This is a genomic window from Pannonibacter anstelovis (assembly GCF_036881715.1).
Lineage (GTDB): Bacteria > Pseudomonadota > Alphaproteobacteria > Rhizobiales > Stappiaceae > Pannonibacter > Pannonibacter anstelovis.
In genome coordinates, this window is record NZ_JBAKBF010000019.1 from 22,596 (window position 1) to 35,721 (window position 13,126).

Annotated in this window: 8 protein-coding genes; 1 reads left to right on the plus strand and 7 read right to left on the minus strand. The window is 62.5% G+C overall.

The features are described from left to right. Positions 1-53: 53 nt before the first annotated feature. The 7 genes from V6L75_RS20255 to pglB form a co-directional block, all read right to left on the minus strand. A complete protein-coding gene (locus V6L75_RS20255; protein ID WP_334253289.1) occupies positions 54-1,181 on the minus strand; it encodes an ABC transporter permease in 1,128 nt (375 codons plus the stop codon). 58 nt (positions 1,182-1,239) lie between these two features. After that, positions 1,240-2,226 carry an ABC transporter permease gene (locus V6L75_RS20260; RefSeq protein ID WP_334253279.1) on the minus strand — a complete coding sequence of 329 codons (987 nt, stop codon included), beginning with the start codon at positions 2,224-2,226 and terminating at the stop codon, positions 1,240-1,242. Between the two features lie 149 nt (positions 2,227-2,375). Then, on the minus strand, positions 2,376-4,187 hold the full coding sequence (locus tag V6L75_RS20265) for an ABC transporter substrate-binding protein (protein WP_334253280.1): 1,812 nt from the start codon (positions 4,185-4,187) through the stop codon (positions 2,376-2,378). A 213-nt stretch (positions 4,188-4,400) separates the two neighbouring features. Beyond that, on the minus strand, positions 4,401-5,450 hold the full coding sequence (locus V6L75_RS20270; RefSeq protein WP_334253281.1) for a LacI family DNA-binding transcriptional regulator: 1,050 nt from the start codon (positions 5,448-5,450) through the stop codon (positions 4,401-4,403). Between the two features lie 54 nt (positions 5,451-5,504). After that, positions 5,505-6,740 carry a CehA/McbA family metallohydrolase gene (locus V6L75_RS20275; RefSeq protein WP_334253282.1) on the minus strand — a complete coding sequence of 412 codons (1,236 nt, stop codon included), beginning with the start codon at positions 6,738-6,740 and terminating at the stop codon, positions 5,505-5,507. Further along, positions 6,737-9,841: an alpha-mannosidase gene (locus tag V6L75_RS20280; protein ID WP_334253283.1), complete on the minus strand. Its 3,105-nt coding sequence runs from the start codon at positions 9,839-9,841 to the stop codon at positions 6,737-6,739. The genes V6L75_RS20275 and V6L75_RS20280 overlap by 4 nt, the downstream gene beginning before the upstream one ends. 9 nt (positions 9,842-9,850) lie before the next feature. After that, positions 9,851-11,221: a polygalacturonase PglB gene (gene pglB, locus V6L75_RS20285; protein ID WP_334253284.1), complete on the minus strand. Its 1,371-nt coding sequence runs from the start codon at positions 11,219-11,221 to the stop codon at positions 9,851-9,853. A gap of 751 nt (positions 11,222-11,972) precedes the next feature. Between pglB and prmB the strand changes: the two genes are divergently transcribed. Continuing rightward, the gene (prmB, locus tag V6L75_RS20290) at positions 11,973-12,944 is read left to right on the plus strand and encodes a 50S ribosomal protein L3 N(5)-glutamine methyltransferase (RefSeq protein ID WP_334253285.1); all 972 of its coding nucleotides are present in this window, start codon (positions 11,973-11,975) and stop codon (positions 12,942-12,944) included. The last annotated feature ends 182 nt before the right edge of the window (positions 12,945-13,126 follow it).

A 13,126-nucleotide genomic window follows, 5' to 3' on the forward strand; every position in this document is an offset into this window, starting at 1 on the left:
GCGAGATCGGGCCTTGGGGCTTTCTGCTTGAAAAACATGATGGCTCCTCCCCCTCAGTGGCCGTAAGGATCAGCGGCATCGCGCAGGCCGTCGCCAATGAAGTTGAAGGCGAGGACAACGAGCACGACCGCCACACCCGGGGCCAAAAGCCAGGGGGCCAGGGAAATGGTGCGAAGGTTCTGGGCGTCCTGCAGCAGCACGCCCCAGCTGACGACCGGCGGACGCAATCCCAGACCAAGGAAGCTGAGTGCGGTTTCACCCAGGATCATCTCCGGGATCGCAAGCGTCACGGCTGCAATGATGTAGCTGGTCATGGCCGGCAGCATGTGGCGGGTGACGATCCGGTATTCCGAAGCGCCCGCGAGCCGTGCCGCCAGCACATAGTCTTCCGTTTTCAGCGAGAAGAAGCGTCCGCGCACCACACGGGCCAGATGCGTCCAGCCGATCAGCGACAGGATGATGGTGATGAGCACATAGACGAACAGCGGGTCCCAGGCGATGGGCAGCGCTGCGGCAAGGCCCATCCACAGCGGGATCGTCGGGATGGAGCGGATGAATTCCATCAGCCGCTGGATGGCACCGTCGATCCAGCCGCCGTAGTAACCCGACACAGAGCCCAGCGCGAGGCCGAGAACAAAGGCAAAGGCAACACCGATGAGGCCGGCCGACAGGGTGACGCGGGCGCCATAGAGGAGCCGGGTGAAGAGATCGCGGCCCAGGGAATCGGTACCTAAGAGGTTGATCTGCTGCTTGCGGTCCTCGACACCGAAGAGATGCACGTTTGTCTCGACGAGACCAAGGAGGTGGTAGGTTTCCCCTTCCACGAAGAAGCGGACGGGCAGCGGCTTCGTTGTGTCTTCTTCATAGATGACACGGGCCGTTTCCGGGTCTCGCTTGCGCTTCAGCGCATAGATGAAAGGCCACTGCAGGCTGCCGTCATGGAACAACCGCACCACGTTGGGCGGCGCAAAGGTGTTGAGGCGGCTGATCGTTTCGGGCCGGTAGGGCGAGACAAAATCGGCAAACAGCGCCAGCAGCCCGAGCACACCCATGAAGACAAGCGAGATGACGGCGAGCTTGTGCTTGCGGAAGCGCCACCAGATGAGCGTCCACTGTTTCGCCGTGGAAAGCTGACCGCCCAGAACCTCCTCACGGGGGGCAAGCGGCGGCAGGGCCGGCATTCCGGCGGCGGTGGCGGACAGCGTCTGATCGTGGGTCTGGGTCATATGGCCTTGCTCCTCACGCAAACCGGATGCGCGGATCGGACAGCGCAAGCAGGATGTCGGACACCACCGTGCCGATGACGGTGAAGACACTGAGAATGAGAATGAAACTGCCAGCCAGATACATGTCCTGCATCTTCAGCGCCTGCAGCAGCAGCGGGCCGGTGGTGGGCAGGTTCAGAACCACGGCGGTAATCACGTCGCCGGAGAAAAGCGCAGGCAGCGCCCAGCCGACGGTGGAGATGAAGGGGTTGAGTGCCACTCGCACCGGATAGCGCCACACAACGGTGCGCTCGGTGAAGCCCTGTGCGTAAGCGGTTTCCACATAGGGCTTGCGCAGCTCATCCAGCATGTTGGCGCGCATGACGCGGATGAGGCCGGCTGCACCGCCCGTTGCGAGCACCACAAGCGGAATCCACAGATGCTCCAGCAGGTTGATGACCTTGGCCACCGTCCAGGGCTGGCCCTCGAACTCCGGCGATACCAGACCGCCCACATCCATGTGCAGCCAAACGAAGGCCATCCACATCAGCACCAGCGCCAGCAGGAAGTCCGGGATGCCCTTGCCGAGAAAACCGAAGACCGTGAAGAGATAATCGAAGATCGAGTACTGGCGGGTTGCCGAATAGACACCGACCGGAATGGCGATTAGCCAGGTGAAGATCATGCTGAGGGTGGAGATGACGAGCGTCAGGCCGAGGCGTTCCCAGATGAGGTCGCTCACTGGCGCATTCCATTCCAGCGAGCGGCCAAAATCCCCATGGAAGACAATATTGGAGATCCAGCGCCAGTACTGCACCAGCAGCGGATCGTTGAGCCCGTACTGGGCCCGCATCAGCGCCTCTTCTGCTTCGGTGACATAGTCGCCGCTGTTGCGCAGCTGAGCGGCATAGGCCGACACGAAATCACCCGGCGGCAGCTGGATGATGACGAAGGAGATGAAAGATACGAAAATCAGCGTGGGTACGGCCCAGGCCAGACGCCGCAAGATATAACCGAGCATGAACACCCTCCAGTTCCGCACGCAGCCTCACCATGGAGACCGGCGGTTTGCCGCGCGGGCGGGAACAGGATTTCAGAAGAACCGGATCCTGCGCCCCCTGCCATCCGGCATCGGGGGCGCCGGTCCGAACGCCGCAGCCACAGCTGCCGTTACGGCTTCATCCACATCTGCTGCGTCGCGCCAAGGCCGATGCCGCGGGTGATGTCGTCCTCGATGAGACCATCGCGGAAGTTGTTGAAGTCGTTCTTCACGATGGAAATCGCAGGCAGTTCACCCACCACGCCGATAACCCAGCCTTCGGTGACGAAAGTCCTGATCAAATCGTTGAGTGCGCCATCTGCTTCAGCACGGCTGGCGGCCTTGGAAGCCTTGTCCCAATCGGAGAAGAGCTTGCGGATCGGATGATCAGCCGGCGGCTCGATGCCGGACGCGCCCTTCGTCGAGTACCAGATGTAATACTGGTGGGCGTAGGAGTCGTTGCCCATCATGATGCGCGGGTCAGCCGCGACGACCGACAGGCGGTCGAAGGGATACCACTGCATCTGGAACTCGTTGTTGTCGCGGTTCGCGTCCCACTGGGTGCGGTCAATGATGCGCGGCAGCAGCTCGACGCCGATGTCCTTGTAGTTGCCGGCAATGATTTCCATGGTCTTGGGACCATTGGCATGCTGCATTTCCACCACGATGGACAGGCGCTTGCCATCCGGGCGCAGGCGGAAACCTTCACTGTCACGCTTGTCGAGACCGGCCTTGTCCAGCAGCTCATTGGCAAGATCCGGATCATATTCGGCCCAGTGCGTTTCAAGCTCCGGATCGAAATTTGGCGAGCCGCTGACCGGCGCAGCCTGACGGGCTTCGGCAAGGCCTGAGAAGATCAGCTCATTTACCGTCTCACGGTCGATGGCAACGCTGAGCGCCTGGCGCACCTCTGCAGTCTCGAAGAGGCCGCGCAGCACCTCGTCCTTGACGTTGAGGTTCGGCACCAGAGCCCAGACCTGCGCCTGCGTCCAGCGGCGGACCTTGTAGTCTCCCTTGGCCTCGTTCTCCTTGTAGAAGGTGAAGTCCTGCGGCTCGACATAGCGCATCTGCATGTCGATCTGGCCCTGCACCACCATAAGGTTGAAGGCTTCCTGATCACTGAACAGCTTGTGCGTGATGCGGTCGATGTAGGGCAGCTGGTTACCGGCCTGATCCACGGCGTAATAATAGGGGTTGCGGACCATCGTCACCACTTCGGCGGGCGCCGGGGTATCGATCTTCCAGGCGGTGATCACCGGCAGGTCCGGATTCTGCCACCAGGCCGTTGCAGCGCCCTTGGAGCCCCACAGATCGCTCCATTTTTCAACGCCGAACTTCGCCGCCGCCGCCTTCAGCTCCTCTTCGGAAGCATACTTGTTATTGAACTGCTTCAGATAGTGCTTCGGGAACAGGAAGCTCGGGCGGTCAAGGCTCGGATTACCGGTGGAATCCTTGGCCAGAATTTCGAGAAAATAGACGTAAGGGTCATCGAAGCTGACCTTGAAGGTCTGCTCGTCGATGATCTCCAGCTTCATCGGCTTGCCGCCGGGGGCGAGGGTCTGGTCGATCTCGGCGAGAATGTCCTTGTTGAGATAGACATCCTCATACCAGAAGCGCACATCTTCCGTGGTGACCGGGTGACCGTCGGACCACTTCAGCCCCTTGAGCAGGGAGAAGGTGAACTCGCGCGAGTCTTCGCTGGCCGAATAGGATGAAATATAGCCCGGCACCAGCTCCAGCGGACCACCAGCCTTCTGCGCCCACTTCACCACGCGCTCTTCCATGAGCTTGGTCGGACCCCAGCGGTCGCCCGGCCCCTTGTAGGCGCGCTGCCAGTTGCCGCCGTACTGCCCCACTTCAACCGCTTCGATGACTGCGGGCTTTTCCGGCAGGCGCTGATCTACCGGCGGCAGCTTGCCTTCCTTCACCAGCGCCGCAAGCATTGGCGATTCCTGGAAAGCATAGGCCGGGCTAATGGCTGAGCCTGTCAGGAGAACCACTGACATTGCAGTGAAAATATTTCTATGAATCCTCATCCCAATCTCCTCCCAGAGACGGAAACTCTACCGCAAAGGCAGTATTTAGCTTCCAGATAATTCAACGAAGGAGACGATCACGCATTGAAAGCTCGATTTCAAGAATAAAAATAATTTCATTCAACTGCGAGCATCACCCGCACTTTCACGGATGATGAGCTGACAGGCCAGTTCGGTCCGGACAGGCGGAAAATCGGGCGCATGAACGGCAAGGCGGTTCTCGAGCGTCTGAACGGCGGCCGCAGCCAGATGATCCAGCGGCACCCGGACGGTTGCCAGCGGCGGTGTGGTCAGCTCACCGATGGTCACACCGTCGAAGCCGATGACACTGACGTCCCCAGGAACGCTGATCCCGGCGGCGCGCAATGCGTTGAGCGCACCGATGGCAAGATTGTCGGCGGCGCAGAAGATGGCCGTGTTGCCGCCCAAGCCGCCCCGGCCAGCGATGAAGCGCGATAGCGCCGCCTCCCCGTGACCGGGTTCATAGCCATCGGCATAAAGCACCTCACAGGCATCGGGTGAAAGATCCCGGGCCAGCAGGGCATCTCGCACACCATCAAGACGGCGGCGGATCGTGCTGCGGCCACGCCAGGTGAGATGCAGGATGCGCTGATGCCCGCGCGACAGCAGCCAGTCAGCCGCAAGCCGCGCTCCATACCGGTTGGACGGCACCACCGTATCGATGGACATGGAGGGATCATCACCATTGAGCAGCACTGTTGCTATGCCCGACGCGGCCAGCCCCTTGATCAAGCGCGGCGTGTGATCGTGCACAAGGATAATGCCATCGGCGCCGCAGGCCCGGGCTCCGGCAATGATTTCCGGCGCACTCAGATCCCCTTCGCTGGCGTGCGGGACCAGTTTGATGGCCCGGCGCTCGCACTCCCGCGTCAGGCCCGACAGCATGGTCCAGGAGAAGAGGTTGGTGTTCACATGCGGCAGATTGGCATTGGGCACCGCCAGATAGAGGGTGGAGAGCGAAGCAATCGCCCCCTTCTGCTGGCGCTTGGCGAGATACCCGAGCCTGCGGGCTGCATCCAGCACCCGGGCACGCACCTCGGCACTGATCGGCGCCGTGCCATTGAGCACGTGAGAGACAGTGCTGAGCGCAACGCCTGCCTCCTGCGAGACATCCTTGATGCCAACTTTGCCCGTTGCCTTCTTTTCCATTTGTGCCCCTCCCAGAGCGATCACACCTTCACGTGCCTTGCGGCCCGCGAGCACTCACGCGGCGTAATAGGGATTGGTGAAGAGCCTCGGCTCGCCGCCATTCCAGATTTCATAGCGCAGGAACCGGCTGGCGAATGCTCTCTCATGGGTGAGCTCATGACCAGAGGCTGGAAGCGTTTCTACCGGCCCCTGGTCCGTGATGACGCGCAGCTCGTCTCCGGCGGCAAGGCCAGTGAAGGTAGTGGCCAGTTTCTGCCCTGCCCTCACCTCTTCGCCAAATTGCGGCCCGGCCTCATCTGCCGGCTTAGCCATGCGGTCATCGGGCCCTGCCGCCACCACATTGCGCCCGGCGCGGATGGCCTCCAGGATGCCTGCCACCGTATGGCTCTCCGCCAGCAGCCGGTTGGAGGGATGGCCATGGCGGCGGCGGTTCTTGAGGTGAAAATCGCTGCCCGCCGTCACCGGAATCCGGCGTCCAGCACAAAGCAGCTCCTGCCAGAAATCAATGGCCTGCTGGTTCATCGGCGTCCAGTTGCCGTTCCAGATTTCCATGGCATCAAAGGCCACATCAAAGCCGGCCTGCCAGCGCCCGCCATCGGAGTTCTGGAAGGGATGGTTGATCACCACCGTTGCACCCTTTGAGCGGGCCTCCGCCATCTTCTCCGCTACATCCTGCGGCGAGCGGCAGCGCCAGTCATCCACCGGACGCTCCAGCCCGAAGAAATTGGTGTGGCCGTAGAAAGAGGTGAGTTCCATCGCCGGGATCACCAGAATGTCCGGATCATCCGGGCGGATGATGTTTTGCGACACGGTGTTGTGGTCGGTGATGGCGACGAAATCGAGCCGCGAGGCACGGGCGCGGTGGATGGCATCCAGCACCGTGACGCCGCCGTCGGAATGCTCCGAATGGCTGTGAATGTCGCCCACCAGCCACTTCCTGCGCTTGGGCACGAGGCGAACGCGCAAGTCCGTGTAGCAGTTGGGGCCGATCTTCACGATGCCCAGCACCACATCCCAGCGGCCCGGCAGGGCCCCAAGGTCATAGCCCGGCGTCGCCCGGTCTGCCGCCACATGCACATGGCCCCGCTCGGAGCCCGACCAGCCACGCATACGGCCATTCTGGGCAAGGCCAATGTCGATGACACTGCCGCCGCTGCCAGCCGGGAACACATAGCTGACCTCGATCCGCTCGATGCTGTCATCGACCGTGAAGGGGATCTCGATGAAGGACTTCTCGCCTTCCGGAAACTCGGTGATACGGCGGGTGAATTCGTGCAGCGGCTGGGTCATGTCAGGCTCGGTATTGAAGAAGTGGTAAGCGCGCTCCGCGAGAGGCTGAGCGTCAGGATTTCGAACGGTGCAAGAGAGAGGCTGACAGCGCCCTCCTCCACCGCCAGGGCTTCAGGCTCGCGCTCCAGAAGGTCCGTGCGAGAGACGGCTGTGATGACCGGCTCCAGCCGCAGCCGCGCCGTGCGGCGGGTGCCGGAAACCTCCCACAGACGCAAGATGATGGCATCGCCTTCTTCGGCCTGCTTCACAGCCTCAATGCAGACCCCCTCTCCCTCCAGCGTGAAAGGCATGGCAGCAGAGCCGCTGGCGGCAGCATCCGCAGCAGCAACGAAGCGCAGCGGCAGATTGAAAGCTTCCGCCGCCCGATGCACCGCCACCTTGTCACCGTTATGCAGCATCACCGCATAGCGCAGGTGATGCGCGCCCTGATCGGCCTCTGCCCAGGGCCAGGTGGGCGAGCGCAGCAGCGTCAGCCGCACATCGCTGCCGATCGCGTCATAGCCGTATTTGCAATCATTGAGGAAAGCGGCCCCGAAGTCCGGCTCGCTGACATCGATCCAGCGCTGCATGGAGCACTCGAAGCGAGCCTTGTCCCAGGAGGTGTTGCGATGAGTGGCACGGCGCACGTGGCCGAACTGGATCTCGGCATCGATGGCCGCCGTGTTGAGCGCCAGCGGGAAGGCTGCCTTCACCAGCGTGTTGTGCTCGTGCCAATCAATGAAGCAATCCACCTCCACCTGCCGGGCACCAGCCTCCAGCGAGATGACCTGCACGATGTACGAGGTCTCATACCGCCATTCAAAGCGGATGGCCGCCCGCAAGGGCCCCTGCTCCACCACATCTGCCGAGACAAGATCGTCGATCTCGAAGACCTGATCCTCGAAATCCGCATCAATGTCCCAGGCATCATATTCGGCGGGCATGTCGCGGAAGGCCTGAAGCCGGTTGGCTTTCGCGCCCGCTTTCAGAACCTGCCGCCCGGTCTTGCGGTCGAGGAGCGACACCATGCGGCCAGCCTCATCGAACAGCACCTCGACATGATCATTGGCAAGCCGCTCCGGCGAGACTTCCAGCACGTCCTGCTGTGCAGGAGCCGTATGCGCCTCAAGGCTGACAAGGGCGAGCGGCGGCAGGGCCTCGACACGCACTGCATGAGCCGCCGAGCCATCAGCCCGCACAACAGGCTGGCTACCCGCCACACCCTCTGCATCCGGCACAAGGACAAGCCCGCTGCGCGCTGTGCCGGAGGGATTGAATACCCCGGTCCCGCTGCCCGGCAGCGCCGCAGCCAGGCGCGCTCTCAGCTCATCCGCAGCCGAGAACAGGCGCGCATAGTCCGCATCGCTATCCTCATAGACCGCGCCAATGGAGGAGCCCGGCAGAATGTCGTGGAACTGGTTCAGCATCACGATGTCCCACAGGCGGCGCAGCTCTGCTGCCGGATAGGCCACGCCATGCTGCGTGGCCAGAACGGCCAGCAGCTCCAGCTCCCGCAGCGCGGTTTCCGCCAGCCGGTTGCTGCGCTTGTTGCGGGCTACGGATGTCAGCGTGCCGCGATGGAACTCCAGATAAAGCTCGCCCACCCAGGTGGGATAGTTCTCCGGATTGTCCGCCATCCGCTTCAGCAGCCGCTCGAAGAAGGGGCGCATGGGCGCATGTTCCACCTTCGGGCAGCCGGGAATGCCGCGTTCCATGCGGCGGATGTTGTGCAGCATCTCCCGCGTCGGCCCGCCGCCGCCATCGCCATAGCCATAGACGAGAAACAGCTCCTTGCTGAGATGCTGCTGCCCATGCCGCCGCCAGGTGCCCATCACATGGGTGGGCTTCAGGTTGGGGCAGTAGGTGGTGCCGATGCTCTTGGAGTCATACGGCTGGGTCGTCAGGAAATAGGCGGCCACCTTGGTGCCGTCGATCCCCTGCCAGAACAGGCTTTCCTCCGGCATCCGGTTGGTGTCGTTCCACGACAGCTTGTGCGTCACGAAAGTGTCCAGCCCTGCCCGCTGCATGATCTGCGGCAGGGCAGCGGAATAACCAAAGGTGTCCGGCAGCCACACCATGCGCGGACGCACGCCATAGGTCTCTTCGTGGTAGCGCACGCCATAAAGGATATGCCGCACCAGCGACTCGCCGCTGGAAATGTTCACATCCGGCTCCAGCCAGAGCGCGCCCTCGATCTCGAAGCGCCCCTCCTGAACGCGCGACGCAATGCGCTGTGACAGTTCAGGATAATCCTGCGCCAGATAGTCGAGCAGGACGCACTGGTTGTACATGAACTGATAGTCGGGAAACTCGTCCATCAGCGTCATCGCGGTGGCCATGGAGCGGGCCATCTTCTGCCGCGTCTCGCGCACCCGCCACAGCCAGGCCACGTCGATATGGGTGTGGCCGGTAGCGGTGATGACGGGCTTTTGCTCGAAATCCTGAGCCGCATAAATTTCACCCGCATGATAACGGGCAAGGGCCAGCGAAGCATGGAACCGGGCGTCGTTGCCGGGGCGCAGATCAATGGCATCCACCGCCGCATCGAGCTGACGCAGGATAAAAGACCGGCGCGGATCATCCTCCGCCAGAAGCCGCGCCACATCGAGCGGCACCCGCAGATCGTAATAGGTTTCCTCAACATCAAGGTCATGGCGGACCAGATGGCAAGCGAAGCCAAGCTGACGCCGGTCCTCGATGGTTCCAGCCTCAATGAGGATGTCGAAGGCCTCGCCGGGGCGGGCCTCTTCGGTCAGCGGAAACTCCCGGTGGTTGCCATCCACGCCCTGCACGATGCGGCCATTGACGCGCACAAGGCACTGCGGATCGGAGCGGCCCATGACGCTGCCAAAGGCCGCTTCCACATGCACGGCAAGGCGCTGGCCAATCAGCTCGTCAGCCAGCGTGATGCTGCCGCCGAACCAGTAATAGCCATCCGGCTCGCCCCAGACGAGATCGCGGGTGACCGGCGTCCAGTCCTCCCGCGTGGAGGCAACGAGGGCGGCGCGGGTTTCAGAGGACCCGGCGCAATAACGCAAGGCCACCTCATGGCCGGTGTGGGTGTAGATCCTCTGCTGCAAACGCGACAGCAGATGATCCAGCTTGCGGATAAGCTTGCTCACGGGCGCTCCTCAGGGACCGTAGACAGACCAGACGGCAGGAGCCCCGGAGACAACAACCTGCTCCTGCTCATGCCATCCCTGCGGCAGCGGCAAGGGGCGCTCGATCACCACATCCTCAAGCACCAGCCCCTCCACGTTGTGGGCATAAAGACCGGGCATGCCGCCCGGATAGGGCACGAGGCCGATGACCTTGCCATCAGGCCCCTTCACCCAGGCATTGGCCCGCCCTGCAGCGTCAGGCGAAGGAGCCAGATCGGCAGCGGTGGGACGCACATCGTAATAGTGACCGCGCCAGACCCCGTCGGCCTGAACCAGACGGATACGTGACAGCCGCAGGCCGGAAATGGCACCGGGCTTGTCGGCGATGAGGTTCACCGCCCCTTCCATGCGTCCGGAGATATCCTCGAACACCACATCGCGCACATCGCCCGCAGCCTTGCCGCCGGGCTTGCCCAGCGGGCGGCGGTCCAGCACGGTGATGGTCACCGCCTCGCCCGAGCCCCAGAAGCCTTCCGGCGTTTCCTCGCAGGACAGGCCGATGCGGCGGAAGGCAATGTTGCGCACCTTGCCGCCATCGCGCGAGAAGATGCCAAGCGCCCGGTTGGACCCAAGGATACGGCAGTCGCGGAACTCGATATTCTCGAAATCGCCATGGCTTTCCGTGCCCAGCTTCAGCGCGCAGCTGCGGCTTTCGATGTCGCAATCAGCCACCACGATATCGCGGCAGGCACCAGCCAGTGCACCGTCCAGACGGGCGCTGGTCTTCAGCACGATGCCATCGTCAGCGGTGGAAATGCGGCAGCGCTCGACCCGCACATCCCGGCAAGCATCCAGCACCATGCCGTCGGTATTGGGCATTTCCAGATCATTGGTGACCGACAGGCCCGAAATGCGCAGACCCTCGCATTCCACGAAATGCAGCGTCCACATGGGTGAAGCTTCGACGGAAAAGTCTGCGAGCGTCACGCCCTTGCAGTTCTCCAGCACCATCACACGCGGGCGGAAGGCGGCGGGAACGAGCGTTCCCATATCCTCCAGTCGGCCTGTCACATAGGCCGGACCTGGCGCGCAGACGAGGCCGGGGCCAGTGATGGAAATATTCGCCGCATCCTTCGCCGTGATCATCGCCCGGCTGGATTTCTCCGCCTCGATGCCCACCTCATTGGCCGCATAAGCCTCATAGCTTTCGGCAAAGACGAGCACGGCACCGGTGCTGAAACGCAGATCAAGCCCCGAAGGCAGCTTCAACCCGGCGCAAGCGTAGCGCCCTGCAGCCAGCCGCAGCGCCCCGCCATTTGCTGCAGCCGCGTCCATCGCCGCCTGCAGCGCAGCCGTTGCGTCGCCCTCAACGGGCGTAAATAATTTTTCATCCGTGCGCAAAGCACCCTCCCACTCGCTGCCCTCCAGCAGCGAAATATGCAGAAGGATTAAACGGTTTTTTGCGACAATCAAGGGCAGGAGAATAAGCAATCGAAATTCCATGACGGAAATTGAAATGAAAAAATTTCACTCTCTATCATTTCCTGTGTTTCCCTGCCCACTCTCCGCACCGTTCCGGCCTCCGTGCCGGGACCTGCGAGGGACGCACTGCCTATCCGCTCCCTCAGCCATCGTCGCTTCCTGCGAGTTGCCCCCCCTCGCTTCCAGACCGCAGATGACCAGCATGAAGCTGTGAGGCATATAGGGGTCAACGGTCTTGTGCACGGCTCGCGGTAACGGCACCTCTCTGCAAACGAGTAGACCCGGGTCTGCACTTCGTTCCGCCCGGGGTGACGGTGGAGAGGCGGAGCATCCCTTACAGGCCCCGGCCCAAGGCCGGGGCGGCACGGTAGGCGGAGATGCGGATTGCCTTTTGCCGCAGCTGCTCTTCTTGTCATCCCCGCGAAGGCGGGGATCCAGTAGTCCCGGGGCTTACCTCGCTCGCGTAGGGCGTACTGGATCCTGGTCTTGCCGCTGCGCGCCAAACCGGGATGACATGATGTGTGTTTGTGCGTCCCTCACCCCAATGCAGGGAAGGAAACACAGCCCTACCGGAAACCGGCTCCCCCTTCCCCCCGAAATGCGCTAGAGCAGAGCAACGTCTTGCAAGGCCAGCGCCCGGCGCTGGCCGCATAATCTCAAGGATATCCCGATGCCCGAAGGCACACCGCTGAATGCCCCCTTTGCTGAACTGACCAAGCCGGATCTGCGCCGTGAAATGGCGGGGATGGTGACCCTGCGCGACGCACTGAGGCTTGCCGTCAGCGCCTTTCAGGAAGCTGGGCTCTATTATGGACACGGCTCGGCAACGGCGGTGGATGAGGCGGTGTTCATGATCCTTGAAAGCCTCAACCTGCCGGTTGACGACTTCAACGCCTTTGCCGATGCGCGCCTGACCGACCGGGAAAAGACGCTGCTGGGCGAACGGCTGGCGCTGCGCATCGAGAAGCGCCTTCCGGCAGCCTACATCACCGGCCGCAGCTATCTTCTGGGCCTGCCGTTCCGCTCTGACGCCCGTGCGCTGGTGCCGCGCTCCTATATTGCCGAGCTTCTGCGCTCGCCGCTGTTCGACGGCTCGGAACCGGCCCAGAGCCTCATTGGTGATCCCTATGAGGTCACCTCCGTGCTGGATCTTTGCACCGGCGGCGGCTCGCTGGCCATCTTCGCCGCCTATGCCTTCCCCAATGCCACGGTGGATGCCGTGGATCTTTCGCCCGAGGCGCTGAACCTTGCCGCAGAGAACGTGCGCGATCACGGGCTTGAGGACCGTATCACCCTGTTGCAGGGCGACCTCTTTGCCCCTGTCAAGGGCAAGACATATGACCTCATCATCACCAACCCGCCCTATGTGGGGCCGGAGGTGATGGAGGTGCTGCCGGGCGAATTCCTGCACGAGCCGCAGATGGCGCTGGCCGGCGGCGGCGGCGACGGGCTGGATCTGGTGCGCCGGATCATCGAGGAGTGCCGCGCCCACCTCAACCCGGAAGGCGGCATGCTCTGCGAAATGGGCGAGGACCACGAAATCCTCGACGAGGACTATCCGGACTGCGAATTCCTGTGGCTCGACTCTGAAGACTCCGCCTCGGAAGTCTTCTGGCTTCCCGCCACCCCGCAGTGGAGTTGAGGCGGGGGCTCCCACAGTTTCAGAGCTTTGCCACCTCTTGATACATTCGGTTCATCGAGCGGTGGTTGAAGCAACAGCTTTCAACCAGCGTCGGCGAGAGCGGGCAGCTCAACGTTAGGGGCCTAATGCTCATTACGTGTTGAAGCGAACGTCTGGGGTTCGGCCCGTATGATGCGCCCGGC